Here is an 18,655-nt window from a genome sequence, read left to right as displayed (position 1 = left end):
AATGGCAACACAATTTCTGGATGACGTAATTCAAGGTCATCAAGTCATTCAATCTCTTGACGTAACAGACTTGCCTGCAGGCGAGCATAAGTTTTGGTTCCGTATCGCAACCAACTCCCTATCTCAATGGCAACATTTGCCTGTGTTGGTTTTCAAAGGCGAAAAACCGGGTAAGAAAATCATGATCACAGCAGGTGTTCATGGTGACGAATACAACGGTGTTTTAGCGGCGCAAAAGACCGCACGTGAACTGATTGGTAAAGACATCGCGGGTACTGTAACTGTCGTTCCGACCATCAACCTGACGGGTATGCTGAACCACAGCCGTGACTTCTTCTCTGCGGATCCAGATGCATCTCCTGCAAACTTAAACCGTTTCTTCCCTGGCGATGCAAATGGCAACGAAGCAAACCGCTTCCTGTTTGCTTTGTGGAATAACCTTCTTAAGCCGAACGCAGAACTGGCGATTGATTTGCACACTCAAACCACTGGTGCTGCTTACCCGCTGTACGTTTTTGCCGATTTCCGTATCGAGCAATCTGTGGAAATGGCTCGCCTCATTAACCCTGACGTGATTCTTAACGATCCGGGTGACGCTGGTGTACTTGAAACTGTATGGAACAACAGCGGCATTCCAAGCATTACCATCGAGGTGGGCATGGGCCGTTACACAGAACAAGAGCTGATCGACCGTACCGTGACTGGCATCTTCAATATCCTTGCTCGTCATGACGTCGTGTCTGGTGAAGTTGCAGAGATCACGCCTTGTCTAGAAGGTAAAAACATCATCAGCATTCGCGCCGAACTGGGTGGCTTTGTACTGCCACAAGTGAAGATGATGGATAAGGTAGAACAAGGTCAGTTAGTTGCGATTCAATACGACAGCTTTGGTGATGAGATTCAGCGTTATACCGCGCCAACAGAGGGTACAGTTCTGAGTCACAACATTGAATCGATCCGCGCACCTGGTTCTTTGGTTGTTCGACTGATTAAGTAATCCCGGACTAAATAAAATGCATGCCCTACTTTTTGTAGGGCATGTTTCATTTGTCGCTGTGACTATTACTTGGTTTGGTCTACGAGAATCAATTCGTCCAACGCGAAGCCTTTCTCTTTTGCTACTTTTTTGAAGCGCTCGATCGTTGCTTTATCGACGGTTGGTGTGCGTGACAGTAGCCATAGGTAGTCGTGATTGAAACCAGAGATAAACGCGTAGTCGTAGTTCTCACCTAGCTCAAATACGATGTAAGACGAATAAAATGGACCGAAGAAAGACACTTTCAAATGCCCTGTGTTTTCACCATCGACGAAATACGCTTTGCCGTCAGCTTGCGTCCATTCTTTATCTTCTTCTGAATAGCCTCGGTTGATAACCGTTATGCCACCATCCTCACGTAACTCGTATTCAGCCGTCACATTCGATAAACCACGCTCAAAGGAATGATCAAGACGCGCAATTTCATACCACTTGCCTAGATATGGTTGAAGTTCAAAGTTGTTGACCGGCTCCACGCCGTCCGGTTTAGACGTACAGCCAAACAACGTTGCAAGGGACAAAAGTAAAAGTGTTTTAAGAGATTTCATACAGCAACCTGAAATTAAATTAGTGTCTGATTTTACTATAGAAGATAAAAATTCGATCAGAAATTAATGTATCGAAATTCTCCACAGGACAGTCCTACGTCCTGGAAACCTTGTAGTGCTTCAAACACATTAAAGTGGCTCACGACAACAACCTTTCGATATTGACGGTAACGCTCCAACACTAGCTCTGCACGCGCTTTTAACTCGTCAACATGTTCGTAGCGGGTATCAGTCATTGGAATACCTACTTTTAATAGCTCTCGATATTCGTGCCAACGTCGGTCTCTCTCATTCAAGGTAATGTAGCCACCTTCTTTGTCAGCACGCCACTCTCTCAAGTCATGCTCAACAAACAAAGGCAAACCGCGATGACGATTGAGAATTTCTGCAGTTTGAAGAGTACGCGTATAAGGTGAGCTTATGATGATTTCAGCATCATTGAAGACTGGATGATTGAGTTTTTCTTGCAGCTCGGGCAAATGCTCTTGGCAAAGCGGCGCATAATCCTTCTCAAGTTGAGTCATCTGCCGCTCATCCGCTAACGTAAAATCTGGCACGCCATGCCTTACAAATACAATATCCATATTGTGGTACTCGTCCTTGTTAAATTGCTATTGAGAAATTGGAGTCAGTTTTAGATGGGAGTGCACTTCTCCATTTTTGAATTCAATCGCAGAGTGGATGGAAGGTTCACGGTTTCCTACAACAGAAAGTTCATAAGTGTTTTCGCCTTTGTAGAGCGTGATATGAAGTACGCCAGCCTCTAGCTCCCAATACCCTTTGGTATGAAGGCGTCCAAACAAAGTGTATTCATCGAGTGAACCATCCGCATGTAAGTGCACCTCTGTGATGTAGCCACCTGTGCAGCTCTTGATCCAGCAACGATCACTGACTTCTTCCAAGCGTACTTCTCTTTTGCTTGCCTTCCATTTTGAGAAACGTTCAGACTCCGCAAAAGACACGTCGATATCGGAATGTTCTTTTATGGGCGTACCTTCAAGCTCACGTAAGCAAAGCTGAATCCAACTAGATATTTGCATGGAATGTCCTTAAGGTTTCAATCGCCCTTTTTACTCCTAAACGTGGGCTGCTTAATACTGGTATATCGACATCAACTAATGATGCCGCACCTGACATCGAAGCTTGTGCCAATACGATTACGTCATAATCACGAGCCTTTTGCTCTATTACCGCTTTGATCTTGTCGTAATAACCTTGGTTATCTTGGTCGAGAAAACGCTCCCAAGCACCTTCAACCACAAACGTATCTAACTGAAGAATACAATTGCCCTCACTTGTCTCAAGTAACGCCAAACTAGGTTCAATGGTTGTCGATAATGCCGCAAGTAACAATACTCGCTCATGAGTTACGGCTTGATCACCCATTGCGCGGTCGATACGCTGAACGTTAACGCCCTGCTCCGTAAGCGATTCAGCAAAGCGACCAATTGAAGAACAGGTACAAACCACCAAGTTTGCTTGCTCAGAAAGCTCGCTTACTTTGTCTTGTACTGATTGCTTCACCTTAGATTCGTCTTCCCCAGCAACCAAACGCTGTAACAAGTCAGCATTGGCAAAGTGTGCGACTTTTAAATCAGGTGCGAGCTCTGTCATCAGTTCGAAGAAAGGTGAAATGTGTACGGGTGAAGTATGAAGAAAATATATGTCGTATGGCTTCATGCTAAGTTGTCGATTTTTATTTCAATTTCGACAACTTAGCACAAGGCGACGGGAATTAATGCGATCAAAGTTATTGTTGTGCTTCCCAAAGACCAAGAAAGTACTTGCCGTAAACCACTTCGGTTTGCATATGCATAATCAGTAGAAATGCAATCAAAGCTAATACTATACGATTGAAATAACGGCTGACCTTGGTACGGACTTTTATATCGAATACACCGATATGAATACCAACATAGGCAAAGGGATAAACCAACAAAACAGCGAGTAATCAACCTAGGTAGCCGGATATCGCCATTTCCTCGTAACCGATCATAATACCGAATGTCAGAATTCGCACAGCTGCGATCTGTGACAGAAAAGTCACTTAAATAAGTTAGCTATTTATTTATAAAATCTTGAGAAAGCAAAAAATCTTCTGCCATTTTGGGCGAAGTGATGTGGATGAACTCGATAGGCGAACCTTTTAAATCCTCCTTCAGCTTTAAATAACGCTTCCGATTCTTTCGGTAATTCTTAATCGACCACCAAATAATCGAATCCTTACTCAAAAACGCTTTTCTAAAACTTTCTCTATTTCCAGTTCCTTCCCAGAACTCTTCTTGAGTCCATGCCCTTTTGATAGCACGAGTTACGGAGCGATAAGTGGTAATAAAACGTGAATAATCGAGCCAGATGATGGTATCGACCCTTCGCCATTTGTATGGTTGTGTTCTGCTGTAGTTCCCATCGAGTACCCAAGCGTCTTGTTGAGTCACGTCCACGACTTTATAGAAGAACGTCTCATCATCGAGTTCTTTCCAATCGGGAAGCCAGAACAACCTGTCCATTTCTATGTACGTGACACCTAATTTCATTGCGAGCTGCTTTGAAAACGTTGATTTACCGCTTCCACTGCTGCCTACTACATTGATCCTTTTCATTAAATCCTCCTAGGTGACCGTACCAAATTGACAAAGAGCGACGCACACCAACTATAGGAAAGTCGGGAAAATGCGGAGGCGAAATACTAATGATTACGCTTTAAATTTCTAGTGTAGATTCAATTAGATGTGAAGTTACGCGCATAAAAAAGCCTCCAATTAAGGAGGCTTGCAACAACTAATGGGCTAATTACAACTTATCCCAAGCGTCTGACCAGTAAACGGTTTCACCTGGCGCATAAGAAGGGTTTGAACACCAGCCCGTGTATGGCCATGGTTTACATTGATACAAGTTGCCATCTGAACCTGTGACAATGTCACCTGCTTCATACGTTTTTCCAGATTCATACGGAGGGTAACTGCTGCCATCAGAAACAATCACAGAGCGTTGTGCAGTCGTAGTTTGATTAGCACTGTCCGTTACGCGGTAAACCAAGTCGTAGACACCTAGTACGTTCAAATCTACGCTGCCTTCTACACGCACTTGATCAGTCAAATCACCGTCTTCTGCATCCGTCGCTTTTACGCCTGCCATTGGGTCAAAAGCGTCACCAAGCTGGATGGTCGTATCTGCGACACCTTCAAACTCAGGCACTAGGCTGTAAACAACAACCGTTCTACTTTGCTTGGTTTCATTGTTGTCGCTATCTTTTACACTGTAAACCAAAACATATGTGCCTACCGTGTTCACATCAACTGAACCTTCGACAGTGATGCTGTTGGTTAGGTCTCCATCTTCTTTATCAGACGCAGTAACACCTGCATACGGGTCAAATGAACTACCGTGATGCACACGAACATCGTTGAGGCCACTAAACACTGGTTCACCTTCACTTGGTGGTGGAGTCTGCCCGTGGATAAACGGACCGTAATCCTTCACGAATTTTTCACCGTACGCTTGGCCATTTTTATCGGTGCCCATATCCCAGTTCACCGACCATGTCATTACGCCACGAAGTGCCTGCCCTTGCGCTTTAAGTTGATCAAACGCGTCGTAAAGGTCTTGAGGGTTTTGAACAAAGCCCGTTGCAGCAGCATCAATGTTAGATGGGATACCAAACACCAGTTTGTCATGCGGGATTTTGTGGAAACCGCGTGTACCGTTCGATAGAGCGTCCGAAATGTAGTAAATAAACTCTTGTTTTAACTCATCATTGTTTTGCGCTATCCAACCCACGCCATCAACCCAAATACCGTCACCACCTTGATTGTAAAACTGAGGGTTGATCCAATCGTAGTACCCTTCTAAACCAGTAATGTAAGGAACATACTTGCCACCTTCTGTTAGATAAGGGAATTCAGGCGCCATCGTAATTAGGAAGTTCTTACCTTGTTGTTGATAATGCTCTTTTACAAGGCGAAGTGCAGCTGGAATTACGGTTTGGTTGTTCTCTGCCGTTACTGCTGACTGCTCTAGATCGATATCTAGACCATCAAAACCGAACTTATCCGTTAAACGAATAATCTCTTGTGCGAACGCTTGTTCGTCACCAGTTCTAAGTTCAACGTGAGCATCTGCGCCACCAAGAGCGATGAGAACGGCACGTCCTTGTTGGTTTAGAGCTTCAATTTGGTCAATAAATTGTTGTTCTGAAAGGCCGATATTTGGATCGAGCTTAAAGGTTGGAATACGACCTTCACTGGTATTGAATACCTTCATAAAGGAGACGTTAACCACATTGTACATAGGATCAACTTCATCCAATGTTACACACGGTGCATTACCTCCCTTGTAACCAGCGCCATCGCACCAGTTATGCCAGTAACCCACTACGACACCACCATCAGGATTTACCATCTCATTAGCGGATGCGACGTTCGCAAGACCACTCAAACCCATTGCTACTGCTAGATATAGCGCTTTTTGCTTCATCGTGTTACCTCTCATCCATTTTGTTTCATCACAACAATCATTCAGTACTTTGTATTGGCACTTAATGAATTTCGTTTGGATTATATTGCCGAGCTAAGAAAACAGATACACTTACAAAGTTATGTTTTTAATGTCTATTTTATAATTGTGATCTTAATTCACGACGCGAAATGAACCGTAAAGCTGCGCTCGCAATTAAGCGTGACGTTCTATCAAAATCCCACAAAAACTTAACCAATCTTCTTTTTTTGGAGCTCGCTCGCAACGATTTCATCAGGATTTAACCCTCTGCATATCAAAAGTTTGCACAACGTAGACATTGTGCTTTAACGCCGAGCTTTATAATACGTGCTTGCAAACAGAGGTTAATTTTATGAAATTAAAAACCGTGTCAGCTTGCGCTATCTTGATTCTTCTTGCTGGATGTCAGCAAAATACTCAAGATGAAGCGGCACAACCAACAACCTCGGCAGATGTATGTAATACACAAGGAAATATGCCAGGTGGGTGGAATGAATTTGACGCCACCCCAGACGCTCAAAAGGCTATGGCCTTTGTCCTAAAGAAAATGGAAACTCTCGCTTCGTTTAAACAGATCTTGTCCATTCATGCACAGGTTGTTAGTGGTGTGAACTACGCGATAGAGTTTGAATTGAATGATGGCTCAGTTTGGAACACGGTTGTTTACCGCAACCTTGATGGTGAATATGCGATTACGCAATCGCCGAAGGAAGGTCGCTTCTGCGAACAGTAAGTGCTTCGAGACAGAGAAACAAAAAGCCCCGCTACTTTACACCGTAATCTAGCGGGGCTTTTGTTTATTTACGTTTACAGGTATTGATTAAGAATCAAATGCCATCTGAGATTTCACAGAAACTGTAGAACCAAGTCGCGATGGTTCAACATCAATACGCTGTGCCATTTGCTCTTTCAGTTCAGATACGTGAGAAATCACGCCAATCATGCGACCCGTTTGCTGTAAGTCGACCAAGGTTTGAATCGCAAGATCCAATGATTCCGGATCTAAGCTGCCAAAACCTTCATCAATAAACAGCGTATCCAAGCGAATACCACCACTGTAAGACTGCACAACATCAGATAGACCGAGCGCTAATGCCAACGCTGCCATGAAAGATTCACCACCTGATAACGTCGCAACATCGCGGGTTTTACCTGTGTAGCTGTCCTCTACTACCAAATCCAAGCCCCGCCCTGCCGCACCTTTGAAGCCTTCAGTTTTACGAGCCAAGATATAACGGCCTTTGCTCATCAGGCTTAAACGCTGTGACGCTTGAATCAACACGTCGTCTAATAACACACCAAGGACAAATCGGTGCAAACTGATACGGCTACCCGTTTTACCGCTTGCAACGTCATACAAGGTGCCAAACACTTTGTATTCGTCTTCTAACTTGGTGTTCTTGTCATGTAACGTCGCGATGTCATTACGGACTTTCTCTAGACGTTCAAACAAAGAGCGCGTGCTATCAAGCTGATTACGCGCTTCAACGTAACCTTGCTGGACACTGTTTAATTTAACGTTAAACCCTTCTAAATCAGGTAACGCCAGGTCTTTCAACATGGAGCTCAAGTCTGCCAAGGTTTGTTCTAGCTTGATTTGAGTCTGTTTGAACGCCTCAATTTCTTGCTGCCAAACCTGCATCTCAGCTTCATCAACTTTACTTGCTAGGAATTGTGCTTCATCCTCGAATGCGCTCGCCTGCAACGCTTGCGCCCAATCAGTTTTGGCTGTGTTCAAACGCTCTAGTGCCTCATTCAACCACTGTTGATTGGTTGTCAGTTGGCTTTCAATATTGGTCTTCGCCAGCACGGCTTGTTGTAAATGGTTTTGTGCAGACTCGAATGCGGTATTCAACTCCGTAATCTGTTTTTGAATCACAACAATGTCTTGCTCAAGAACTTCAAGAGATGAGTACTTGGCATCTAACGAAGCAGACAGTTTAGCCAGTTGCTCTTGGTTCCCTTTTATCGTCGATTCATTCGCTGCCATCTGGTTTTGCAGATCATTGATCTTACCTTCCCCAGTAACACAACGCTGGTTTAACTCATTGACAATTTGTTCCAGCTGAACCAAGTTAATCGATGACAATTGCTGTAAACGTTCATTGAGCTGCTGCATGGACGCTTGTAACGCGCTTAAATCCATCGATGCGTTTTGGCCAAGTTCAACGGATAGTTGCTCTATCTGCTGTTTGTATTGTCCGACTGCGATATTGTGCTGCTCCAATTGATTGCTCAATTGGTTAAGCGCAACTTGCCCTTCTCGCTCCGTATTTCGAGCACGCTGAACTTGCTCTTTTGTTACCTCTTCAGCAAAAAATTGAGCGGGTTGAGGGTGTTCTACACTACCGCACACTGGACACATTTCACCGGCTTGTAAGCGCTGAGCCAATACAGCAGCTTGAGCATTGTGCCAGCTCAATTCAAGTGTATCTGCTGAGCGTTGAAGTTCTACGTATCGCGCTTTTGCTTGGTCAACCAAAGCTTGCTTGCTAGGCGTCAATGCATCCAATTTCGCTAGCTCTTGGTTTAAGCCAGTGAGCTTCTGTAGGTCTTGCATCAAACGTTGTTGCTGTTTTATCTCAGCCTCTACACTGCCAATACTTGCAACATTGACTCGGGCTTGATCCAGAGACTTCTGACCTCGTTGCGCCTCTAGCGTTAACTTCTCTTTCAGAGCGATATATTTCTTAAGCGTTGCCTCAAACTCCGACTTTTGCGTCAAACCTGCGTTAATGGCTTTCTCTAGCTCTGACTTTTCAACCAACTTTCCTTTCATGCCTTCAAGTTGGTATTGCTGCTCTGTCAGTTTTGGCAATTGAGCGGCTTGTTCTTTCGCGGTTTGCAATGCGCCTTCTTTGGATTTTACCGCGTCATTTGCCACAGTAAGATCTTGAGAAAGCTTAGCCACCTTTTGCTCAAGTTCTTGCGTTTGCTTTGAGGCATTTTGTAACGTGACATAAGGCAACTCAACCTTGCTTGCCTTCTTCGCATTGTCTAACTGCAATTGACGTGATGAGACAGCATCGCTCTGTTCTAAATGTCGCTTCAATGCAATTTCGGCTTGCTCGCGCTTTTTAAACTCATTGCTCAACGCTTCTGCTTTCTGCAGATCAGTTTTTACCGCATTTAATTGCGCCAGAGATCCTTGCTCTTGCTTTTGTACGGTTTCAAATTGAACAGATAACGCCTCACGCCGCTCTGTTAACTCTGCTTCGGAAGAAACACCAGCCACCTGCAGTGCGCCTCGAATTTGGTTATCAAACTCATCTTTGGCTTTGCTAATAGCACTCGCTTTGTCTTTCAGTGCGTATTCAATCTTCTTGTAGATATCCGTTTGGAATAGCTGACCAAAGATCTCTTCCCGCTCTTTGGATGTCGCAAGTAACAACTCTCGAAACTTACCTTGTGGCAACACCATCACTTGGCGGAACTGAGTTTCGTTCAAGCCAATAATATTGGTCACTTCTGTCTTTACTTGAGTTGTTTTGCTAGTGATGAGCTTTTCTTCGTCCGTAATCTCATACAAAGCTGCGGTATGCTTACGCACCGTCATGCCCTCACCACGCGCCTTTGGTGCTTCTTGTTCTGGTGAGCGAATCACTCGATAAGATTTGCCGTGTAAAGAGAACTCTAGCGTCACTTCGGTCAATAACGTTGGTGCTGCCATATCGCAACGCATTTGAATGCCTTGACGCTCGTTACCCGTCGTTTCACCATAAAGCGCAAAACAAATCCCATCGAGAATCGAGGTTTTACCCGAACCAGTAGGACCATTGATAAGAAACAGAGGGTTAGTACCCAGCTTGTCGAATTCAATCGTTTCTGTTTGAGCAAACGGACCAAAAGCCTGCATTGTCAGTTTAATGGGTTTCATGTTTGATCCTTACTGAGCTTGCTGAGAAAGTTGTTTGATAATGTCACTGATCGCTTGATCTTGTTCTTGCGATAATTGGCCGTCTTGCGCTTCCGAAAAGAAATCTCGGAACATGTCTATCTCACTTCTCGCCAACTTCGCTTGCGCCATTTCTTGCTCGACACCAATTAACATGCCCGGTTTTTCTAGGTGCAAAACATTTGGGTAAACAGTACGTAGCTTTTCCATTGGGTTTAAGATCGCGTGCTTATCCATCAAACGTACCAACAGGTAGTCTTCGTTTTTCGGATCGGTTTTGCCCTGCTCTATTACTTGTTCAAGTTCGCCTTCAACAATTCGCATATCATGAGGTGCGGCAAGCTCAATATGCTCTGCCGAGACAAAACCGTTTTGGTCAATTTCCACCAGCGTGAAACCTTTCTTCTGGTTTTGTTCACCAAAACTGTATTTCATCAGTGAACCAGAATAACGAATGTACTCTTCGCCTTTTTTCTGTGGCTGGTGCAAATGCCCCAACGCTACATAGTCAAAGTTGAGAAAATGCTCGTGACTGACACGGTCGGAACCGCCAATCGAAAGTGGACGCTCAGATTCAGACTCAATGGCACCATCGACAAAGCAGTGACTGACTAACACGTTGCGTTGTTCTGGCTGGAACTGCTCCGTGATTTTCTCGGCAAGTAACTTGTGCGCTTGATCGTGGGTCGAAACGGGTTCTTGGTAGGCAAAACGGACTTGCTCAGGGTCGTTATAAGGCATGCCATAAAAAGCAACTTGCCCTGCGCTTTCTGTTTCAATAACAACAGGGGTAAGCATGTCTTCGAAGTTACTGATAATGTGAAGGCCCGCATTTTTCATCTGTTCTGAACCAAAACCCAAACGTTCAGCTCCATCATGGTTGCCAGAAATCAGAATCATCGGCGTATTTAGCTCACCACAGACTCGCTTCACTACTTTGTTAAGTAGTTCAATCGCAATGGTTGGTGGGACAGAACGGTCATAAATATCACCAGCAACAACCACCGCATCAACAGGGTTGTCTTCAACGTATTGGATTAACTGGTCGAGAACCGCTTGCTGATCGTCAAGCAAAGAGACGTTATGAAACTGTCGGCCAAGGTGCCAATCTGAGGTATGGATAAACTTCATTCGAATTCACTTTCTGCCATCAATATGGCGCTATCTTATTATCCCCCTAGGATATCTTGAGTTCGTAAGCTTTTCATGTGGTTTATGACAAGGTTTAGGCATTGGAAGACGAATAGGTATAATCCAACAAGCCGTGGCTATTCAATCAAGTTTACAAATGACAGTTTGTTAATTTTGTTACCTAGCCGAGGCAAAGCATTTCCTTGTAATGTAGTGAAAAACCCAAACAATATGATTAAAACACAACGCTACTCACTCAAAGTAAGCGACGCTAAGCTAACGTTTTTAGACTGTATTATCAGGTCTAACCTTGACTGGTAAGTTTGCGCGAGATTTCATCTGTAGCATCAATAAAAGCTTGAATGATCTTGGGTCCACCATGCCCTTCGTCTTCAACAATTACAAAAGTCCCTGACCGCCATTCATTATTGATCTCCCACGCTGTAACAATAGGAGAACTGACATCCAGCCGCCCATGAATAAGAACACCAGGGATGGTATTAAGCTTGCGCATGTTATTAAGAATTTGTGAATCAGCCATGAACGCGCTGTGCTTCCAAAAGTGAATCACTTGAGTGGCGAACACTGCTCGATACTCAGAGTCATCAAATGAAGGGTTTGGCATGGCAAGTGGGTCTAAGGACACGTGAGCAACTTCCCAGCCGCACCAAGCATCATAAGCGCTCTGACGCGCTGAGATATCATGGCTTAATATAGAATCATAATACGCATCAATGAGTGATTGTCCTGATTTAGGAGATACTGCTTCTCTAAATTTCTGCCACTCCTCTGGAAAAATAACCTTGATATCTTCGGTAATCCATCGAACCTCAGTGGGAGTCGCCAAATTAATCGCAGCTATAACAAGAGCTTTAACACGGGTTGGATACGTTTGAGCATATGCTAAGGCAAGGGTCGTCCCCCAGGAGATACCACTTACCAGCCAAGATTCAATATTTAAGTGATCTCTTAGCTTTTCAATATCTAAAACAAATTGTTGGGTAGTAAAGTTATGGAGTGAATCCAATGATTCAGTAATCAGGGGTTTGCTCCGCCCACACCCTCTTTGTTCGAAGGAAACAATAAGATATCTTTGTGGGTTATATCGGCGTCGGTAGCCTGTTTTAATACCCCCGCCTGGTCCCCCGTGCAAAAAAAGTGCTGGTATTCCATCAGGGTTTCCAGAGGCTTCCCAATATACAAAAACTCCATCATCAACTTCAAGGTATCCTGATTTGAAAGGTTCGATAGCTGGATAAAGAAACTCCATGAATTCACCTACTATTCACTTTACTAGTTCGTCGTTTTGGTTTTACCAGTGTCATTTATTAAAAGAGACTTTAGCCAAAGCCTCTCGAACGTTGGTAGTTTTGAGGTTTTATCCTGCCGCATGACTTTTGACTCATCATAAGTATTTAAATTGGGGTTCTTCATTACTGTACAATTACTTACAGGTAATCCAATACCTGGCCAATGGGTTTGGGAAGACCTTACCTACAACAATATTTTCAAACTCGCCACCGTTAGCTTCGATAACACCGCGTGATGCTAAGTTATCCTTATCTGCAGTCAGTAGTGCTTTCTCAATGCCAAGCTCAGCAGCTTTCGATAGTGCTAGTTTCAGCATTAACTTACCATTACCCTTTCTGCGATATGAAGGAGCTATATCATAGCCAATATGCCCAGCCTCCAAAGCAAGAAAGTCATTTTCTATGTTGTGGCGAACACGTATGGCGCCAAGGATAGTCCTTGCACTATCTATTAACCAAAAATGGCTACATGGCACATAATCCTTACGCAGATTTATGCCTGCCGCTTCATCAGTCAAGCGAGCAATATATTTTAAAAAATCAATCTTACCTTCAAGGTAATACTCAGAATTTTCAACATCATGTTGAGCAAAATCCTCATAAAAATGTTCGAAAGCAGACTCAAACTCTGATGATGGTACAACTAACTCCATTTAATATTCTCCGATCTGATACCACGCCAAATTATCGTGTGGGCAATATAAAAACCGCCATGTGCCACGTATGATGCACAAATCTGTGACAGATATTCATAAAAAATTTTTTGCGTAAACCACTGTGCTATCTAACTCGCCAGATGGTAAACGCCTTGCGTTAGCTAAATGAGCTTCAAGCCTGTAGCCACAACGATTCGCTACTGACTGACTCTTGAAATTAGAACCAGCCATTTTTATTTCGACCCTTTGAGCCGACTTATTGTTAAATGCATATTGCTCTACCAATCCAATAGCCTCACTCGCATAACCTAAACCAGTTTTTGAAATTTTCAGCCAATAACCAATTTCAAAAAAAGGTACATTTTTGTCTCTAATAACAAACCCAATAGCCCCCACATACATCCCAGAGTCTTTCTCGATAATATTGAACCAGAACTCATCAGCGAAATTGGCAAAGTTATGTGCTGCTTCTTTGGTATTTTCTTCAAGACAAGCCTTGGTAAAGTTACCAGAAACCCAAGGCAAAAATTGAGAGAGCTCATACCTCGACTCATCTATCGCATCATACATTGCGTGAACATATTGTAATGATGGTGGAGATAATCTTAGTCTTTCACTTTCCATTTGGACTCCTGTTGGTTGTCTGTACGTAAACGCTCTGTTAAATGGTGGACAAAGTGTCGTGCACACTAAAACCAACGCATACTAGAATTGCCACGTGTTAAGAATCAGTCTTAAACAGCTTTCTTGATGCTCTCTGGCACGTTTATAAAGTTATAAAAAAGCTCATCCTCTGAGTCGATAACAAACTCCAACCGTTTGTACATGCGTGCAGCAGGTTCATTGTTTTTAAAACAGCTCAATGTTAAATCTAATTGCTGTAAATTTGCCTGTTGCTTCAGTTGTTCAAGGACCGCCGATGCGAAGCCTCTCCTTTGCTTATCCCTATATATGATAAGCATGTGAATATGGATACTGCTCGATTTTAGCCGACTGCATACATAACCAACTTTGTCACCATTGTACAAAATCCACCTAAACCACTCTGGCTTTAGCCTAGACTCAAACGATGTTCTTTGAAAATCTTCATCCCAACCAATTGCACTATCAATGATAGGCTTCATATACAATTTAAAAGCATCATATGCCGACGACTGCTCGTGTTTTTTAAATTTTGTAAGGGTGATTTCCATACTTCACCTATCGTTGCAAAAGTTCACATTTGGACGGAGCAATATTAGAGACATTAATTTAAATTAGAAATCAGGCATTCACGGAGTTTGTCTCTAATCCCGACAAAGAGGTTCGTTTCCGGACCATTCGCGACTACTTGGCAAGCGCGATCCCACCTAAGCGATTTTCCAGCTTGCAAGCTTAAAATATTGGATTTTTTATTGAAGCCTAGTGTAGAAATTAACAAGCGTTGTATATCAACCTGAAATTGTTTGTTGTGAAATCGGGGCTCTTAATGTCGATATTTTCGTGTTACGATTTAAGAAAGTTAATATATTCTCGAATGCTATTTTGAAGTAAAGCTCGTAGCTGCTTTGTTCTACGTACCCTAAATGGGGAGTGGCCGTTACTCTAGATAATGACAACAAAGGCTCGTTTTCGATTGACGCTGGCTCGTTGTCAAATACATCAACGGCAGCTCGCTTAGTTGGGACCGAGATTAACTCATTGTATAAAGCTGAGTTTTCCACAAGCTCTGAGCGGCTAGTATTAACAAACAAAGAGTCAGGCTTCATTAAACTTAAGTCCTGAGCTGTTACACACGCCCTAGTTAAATCATTCAAACGTAAGTGAAGTGACAATACATCAGAATCAGAGAAAAACTTCTCCTTTGAAGCTGAAGCTTCAAAGCCATGCTCAAGCGCAAGGTTTCTTGATTGTTCACTCCCCCAGACAACCACGGACATTTCAAATGCTTTTGCATATTGGGCAACTCGCTGGCCAATTTTTCCGTAGCCCCAAATACCAAGCTTTAGTCCCTTTAGTGTACGACCTAAACCAAGTGCATCAGAATCTTGCCATTTATCGTTTTTGAGATTGGATGAGTAAGTAGGTATGTTGCGGCTTGCCGCCATAATCAGCGCCCACGCCAACTCCGAAGGAGCGATAGGAGAGCCTCGCCCTTCCAACACTTTTACTCCATACCTTTCACATAGGTGAACATCGATATGATTACTAACTTTGCCCGTTTGACTAATAACTTTGAGGTTTGGTAACTGAGCAAGTAATGACTCTGTAATGACTGTGCGCTCTCGGATTAAAACCAGAATCTCCGTGTCTTTAAGCTTCACTGCCAATTCCGGCTCAGAAAGTGTTTCATTCAAGATCAACACATCAAGATGTGATACTAATTTGAAACAATCTAATGTTCTAACCACATTTTGGTAGTCATCTAAAACAGTTATTCTCACGGAACTCTCCTTGATATTGTAACGCTGTATTGGGAGCTAGCTCTCTAGCCCTCTCAAAGGCTTTGGATTTAAGTACGAAGTGCAAAACTCTTGGATACAAAAACAGCAAGCTGTGAAAGCCATGAAGTTTGTTCCTGACAAGAAGTAAAAACGTTAAATTTATACCTCTTGGAAAACAATAATCTAGCGCAGTTAAATCGCTAAATAACTAAGTCGTCACCAAACCACTAGGCTTTTTAAATCACTCTTGGTTTTATTGTTAAGCTTTTTGCTTAGCAGCAATTATTGCTTGAGTTATTTTGGCTCTATGACTTGCTTCCCATTCAGGTAGTGTCAGTGACGACTCCTCAGATGCTTTCTTTGAGACCGATAGAAATACTTCTTCTCTTTTTTCTTTAGGAATAACCACTATACCTTCTACATCAGCGACAATTACATCACCTGTAGACACATTTACCCCTCCACAAGTAATTGAAATACCCAACTGACAATAAACTTCTTTTTTGCCTGGAACAGGGTAAACACCTCTCGCAAAGACTGGAAATCTCATTTGTGAAATTTCACTTATGTCCCGAATTACACCGTCAATAATGAAGCCTTTTATACCCCGACTCTTGGCTACTGCACATACGTTACCACCCGCTACTGCGAACTCGTTATCAACACCATCCACAACAATTATTGAACCCTCGGGTGCTTCGTATATTGCAGAATGGAGCATTAAGTTATCACCTGGTGCTAACTGGACTGTGAATGCTTCTCCGAAGATTCGAGGTGTACCCTGCCAAAGAGGGCCAATGTTGTGGTTAATAAAGTGGTCATTGGCAAGTATATTTCCGTACTCAGTTGTCGCAAATTTAGAAAAATCTTCCTTCATCTTTACCCTCCGTGTTTGAATAAAGCCTAAGGCTTTCTATATTGACGTCTCTCCATATTCCTGAGTAAAACATTGCATTATTCCCTTATTATATCAATCTAAATCAATCACTTATCGTGAATAATTTTGACTTTAATCTCAATATGCCACATTATGCACACAAACCTTGTCCACCATAAGGGACCTTGCAAGTAAACAAACTTGTTTGTAAATGAGTACTTTCTTGCGTGAAAATGCTATTAACAAGAGACTCAGGAGCTAATGCCTTATCTTAGCCTGAACAATCACTTGCCTTTATGAAATCAGATGATTAAATATAAGGGAGCCGATTCTTAATATGTAGGTACTGGTTTGTTAACACAGCAACTCGAGATTAATAATCTCAACATTTTAGTTATTGACGATTGCACCACGTCAGCAACCCTGATTAAGCACCAACTGATATCTCTTGGAGTATCAGCGTCTAATGTCACATGTGTTCATAGTGCGATGCAGGCAGTCGCTACCGTCAAGACTCGCTTTTATTCCTTTATAATCATGGATTATCATCTTTCAACCAAGTTGACTGGTTTGGACCTTATCAATTTATTGGTTCGTGCTAAACTTATCTCTGATACCACCGCCGTGTTGATGATTTCTGGAGACGCGACTCAAGAGACTGTATTAACTGCATTAACTGGTCGAGTGAGGCATTTTTTAACAAAGCCTCTCCAAACGAAGGCACTAAGAAACAAAATATTGATCGCTCTGGAAGAGCAGCATCAATTGGTAAACGCCGAGCGACAGTTAAGCAAAATTAATGATTTGACTCTTACTGAGATAGTTTATTTACACAAAACGTATGGACAAAGCGTCTGTGTTGAATCCTTACTTATTGATACAGCAATCGACTCAGGAAAAATCGATATACTTGAAGGCCTCTTAGCCGTTTGTAGTAAGAAAGATCATGCTAGTCGTATTTGTGCAGAAGCATTTTTACTTCATCAAAAAGGCCAAGTGACTGAAGCAGTTAAAACACTGACGAATTACGTTACACATAACCCGCTGTGCCTCCGAGCAATAGATAATCTCGTCGGTTTACATGAAAGTCTTCATGAGTACAACAACGCCTCGGTATTGGCGCTTCGCGCGTTTGAGTTAACCCCGAGCAGCAGCTCACGTTTAATGACTGTATCAAGAATACTCAATAAATTAGGAGACACAGACAAACTTTTTGATGTGGGGAGCCTTTTTGCCTCGAGCGTGTCTTCTTCCGATCCGCAGTGGTTATCTGCGATGGGGGCTTATATTGATGCAATTATTGAACGCTTCAAAACCCTCAAAACTTCCAATGATAAAAGGTGTGTACTTTTAAAACTTAATGGTTTTTATTTGCTCGCAGAAAAAAGACTAGATCGAAACCAGCATAACGATCTCATTGCCTTTAAAAGATTGATGCAATGCAAGCTATTAATAGCTGAAACAAACCTGGAAGCTGCTCACAAAAAACTTATGCTATCTCTGAGTAATTACTATTCTCAACCTAATAAAATGCCTCTATTTTTATTGCGACAGTTCATCCCTTTAATGGAGTTTTTTGGCGAGTTTGAAATTCAGAGTGAGTTAATTGCACTGTCTATTAAAAAGTCGAGGATCCCTCTTGAGAAAAATGACTCTCTCAGAGAACCTAAAACAAGTCTCGATTATCCATACTCTACTGAGATTAAACTCAAAAAACTCTGCACAAGCAACATTTCAGAAACGAACTGCTCGATAAATGAAAGTATTGAATTTCTGACGCAAATCCCACTGCCACCAAATTGGTCAGATTGGTTAGCCGACTACTTAGCAGGTTCAAGTTCTCAAGATTTGCCGGAGCCCTTTAATTTTAGGATGAAATAATGGGAGTAAATGATGATCAACTTTGATTTATTAAACAGCTATATGGATCACGATCAACAAATTATTCGTGCAATTTTTTTTGCTTACATGGAAGATTATAGTGATGGTCCAGAACGGTTTAATCAACTTTTTTCCGATGAAAAATGGTCTGACTTATTCCTTCTATCTCACAGCATAAAGAGTGTACTTTCAAGTTTTGGGGCAACAACAGCGGTTTCAACTCTAATTAATATTGAAAAGTTTACTCGACAAGATGTTGCTCCCCTCGCTGCTGATATAACTTTAATAACCAAAGAGCTTGTCAATATTAATCAGCAAATTGAAATTTATTTGAGTAGTAACAACTGAGCTTGCCGGAGGCTTTGCTAAAACGTGACGAATCTTTAAACGTTTTCACGGCA

General features: G+C 42.6%; 19 protein-coding genes. 4 read left to right on the top strand and 15 right to left on the bottom strand.

All coding sequences use genetic code 11. The features are described from left to right. The first annotated feature begins 1 nt into the window (after position 1). The gene (locus A8140_RS18000) at positions 2–997 is read left to right on the top strand and encodes a succinylglutamate desuccinylase/aspartoacylase family protein (RefSeq protein ID WP_005532098.1); all 996 of its coding nucleotides are present in this window, start codon (positions 2–4) and stop codon (positions 995–997) included. 65 nt (positions 998–1,062) lie between these two features. Here A8140_RS18000 and A8140_RS17995 read toward each other — a convergent pair whose 3' ends face one another. The 7 genes from A8140_RS17995 to A8140_RS17965 all read right to left on the bottom strand — a co-directional run bounded on the left by A8140_RS17995 (position 1,063) and on the right by A8140_RS17965 (position 6,060). After that, positions 1,063–1,584: a lipocalin family protein gene (locus A8140_RS17995; RefSeq protein ID WP_005532090.1), complete on the bottom strand. Its 522-nt coding sequence runs from the start codon at positions 1,582–1,584 to the stop codon at positions 1,063–1,065. 56 nt (positions 1,585–1,640) lie between these two features. Continuing rightward, positions 1,641–2,168, bottom strand: a complete 528-nt coding sequence (locus tag A8140_RS17990; RefSeq protein ID WP_005532088.1) for a histidine phosphatase family protein — start codon at positions 2,166–2,168, stop codon at positions 1,641–1,643. A 27-nt stretch (positions 2,169–2,195) separates the two neighbouring features. Further along, positions 2,196–2,624: a hypothetical protein gene (locus A8140_RS17985; RefSeq protein WP_005532086.1), complete on the bottom strand. Its 429-nt coding sequence runs from the start codon at positions 2,622–2,624 to the stop codon at positions 2,196–2,198. Beyond that, entirely contained in the window at positions 2,611–3,264 is a 654-nt protein-coding gene (locus tag A8140_RS17980) for an aspartate/glutamate racemase family protein (RefSeq protein WP_005532083.1), read from the bottom strand. Before A8140_RS17980 ends, A8140_RS17985 begins: the two co-directional genes overlap by 14 nt. A 70-nt stretch (positions 3,265–3,334) precedes the next feature. Beyond that, positions 3,335–3,523 (bottom strand): hypothetical protein, encoded by a 189-nt coding sequence (locus tag A8140_RS25915; protein WP_331437029.1) that lies wholly within the window; start codon positions 3,521–3,523, stop codon positions 3,335–3,337. Between the two features lie 121 nt (positions 3,524–3,644). Next, a complete protein-coding gene (locus tag A8140_RS17970) occupies positions 3,645–4,187 on the bottom strand; it encodes a P-loop NTPase family protein (protein ID WP_005532081.1) in 543 nt (180 codons plus the stop codon). A gap of 190 nt (positions 4,188–4,377) precedes the next feature. Continuing rightward, positions 4,378–6,060 carry an immunoglobulin-like domain-containing protein gene (locus A8140_RS17965; protein ID WP_005532076.1) on the bottom strand — a complete coding sequence of 561 codons (1,683 nt, stop codon included), beginning with the start codon at positions 6,058–6,060 and terminating at the stop codon, positions 4,378–4,380. A gap of 373 nt (positions 6,061–6,433) precedes the next feature. On the opposite strand from A8140_RS17965, the gene A8140_RS17960 reads away from it, so the two are divergent. Next, positions 6,434–6,814 (top strand): cystatin domain-containing protein, encoded by a 381-nt coding sequence (locus tag A8140_RS17960; protein WP_005532074.1) that lies wholly within the window; start codon positions 6,434–6,436, stop codon positions 6,812–6,814. Between the two features lie 87 nt (positions 6,815–6,901). Here A8140_RS17960 and A8140_RS17955 read toward each other — a convergent pair whose 3' ends face one another. From A8140_RS17955 to A8140_RS17920, 8 genes are all read right to left on the bottom strand, one after another. Next, complete coding sequence (locus tag A8140_RS17955) at positions 6,902–9,958, bottom strand: AAA family ATPase (RefSeq protein WP_005532072.1); 3,057 nt, start codon at positions 9,956–9,958, stop codon at positions 6,902–6,904. Between the two features lie 9 nt (positions 9,959–9,967). After that, positions 9,968–11,107 carry an exonuclease SbcCD subunit D gene (locus A8140_RS17950; protein WP_005532071.1) on the bottom strand — a complete coding sequence of 380 codons (1,140 nt, stop codon included), beginning with the start codon at positions 11,105–11,107 and terminating at the stop codon, positions 9,968–9,970. A 304-nt stretch (positions 11,108–11,411) separates the two neighbouring features. Continuing rightward, positions 11,412–12,377, bottom strand: coding sequence for a prolyl aminopeptidase (gene pip / locus A8140_RS17945; RefSeq protein WP_005532070.1), 966 nt, complete (start codon positions 12,375–12,377; stop codon positions 11,412–11,414). A 174-nt stretch (positions 12,378–12,551) separates the two neighbouring features. Then, on the bottom strand, positions 12,552–13,070 hold the full coding sequence (locus A8140_RS17940; protein ID WP_005532069.1) for a GNAT family N-acetyltransferase: 519 nt from the start codon (positions 13,068–13,070) through the stop codon (positions 12,552–12,554). A gap of 96 nt (positions 13,071–13,166) precedes the next feature. Continuing rightward, positions 13,167–13,697: a GNAT family N-acetyltransferase gene (locus A8140_RS17935; protein WP_005532067.1), complete on the bottom strand. Its 531-nt coding sequence runs from the start codon at positions 13,695–13,697 to the stop codon at positions 13,167–13,169. Positions 13,698–13,807: 110 nt separating this feature from the next. After that, complete coding sequence (locus tag A8140_RS17930) at positions 13,808–14,266, bottom strand: GNAT family N-acetyltransferase (RefSeq protein ID WP_005532064.1); 459 nt, start codon at positions 14,264–14,266, stop codon at positions 13,808–13,810. A 237-nt stretch (positions 14,267–14,503) separates the two neighbouring features. Beyond that, complete coding sequence (locus A8140_RS17925; protein WP_005532063.1) at positions 14,504–15,496, bottom strand: D-2-hydroxyacid dehydrogenase family protein; 993 nt, start codon at positions 15,494–15,496, stop codon at positions 14,504–14,506. Positions 15,497–15,755: 259 nt separating this feature from the next. Beyond that, positions 15,756–16,373, bottom strand: coding sequence for an RraA family protein (locus A8140_RS17920; RefSeq protein ID WP_005532060.1), 618 nt, complete (start codon positions 16,371–16,373; stop codon positions 15,756–15,758). Positions 16,374–16,724: 351 nt separating this feature from the next. On the opposite strand from A8140_RS17920, the gene A8140_RS17915 reads away from it, so the two are divergent. Both A8140_RS17915 and A8140_RS17910 read left to right on the top strand, forming a co-directional pair. Beyond that, positions 16,725–18,254 carry a response regulator gene (locus A8140_RS17915; RefSeq protein ID WP_005532058.1) on the top strand — a complete coding sequence of 510 codons (1,530 nt, stop codon included), beginning with the start codon at positions 16,725–16,727 and terminating at the stop codon, positions 18,252–18,254. A 12-nt stretch (positions 18,255–18,266) separates the two neighbouring features. Next, positions 18,267–18,602 (top strand): Hpt domain-containing protein, encoded by a 336-nt coding sequence (locus A8140_RS17910; RefSeq protein ID WP_005532056.1) that lies wholly within the window; start codon positions 18,267–18,269, stop codon positions 18,600–18,602. Positions 18,603–18,655 lie beyond the last annotated feature (53 nt).

The organism is Vibrio campbellii CAIM 519 = NBRC 15631 = ATCC 25920 (assembly GCF_002163755.1).
In the GTDB taxonomy this organism is placed as follows: domain Bacteria; phylum Pseudomonadota; class Gammaproteobacteria; order Enterobacterales; family Vibrionaceae; genus Vibrio; species Vibrio campbellii.
Note: the sequence above shows the minus strand (reverse complement) of the source record. Positions and strands in the feature narration are given on the sequence as shown.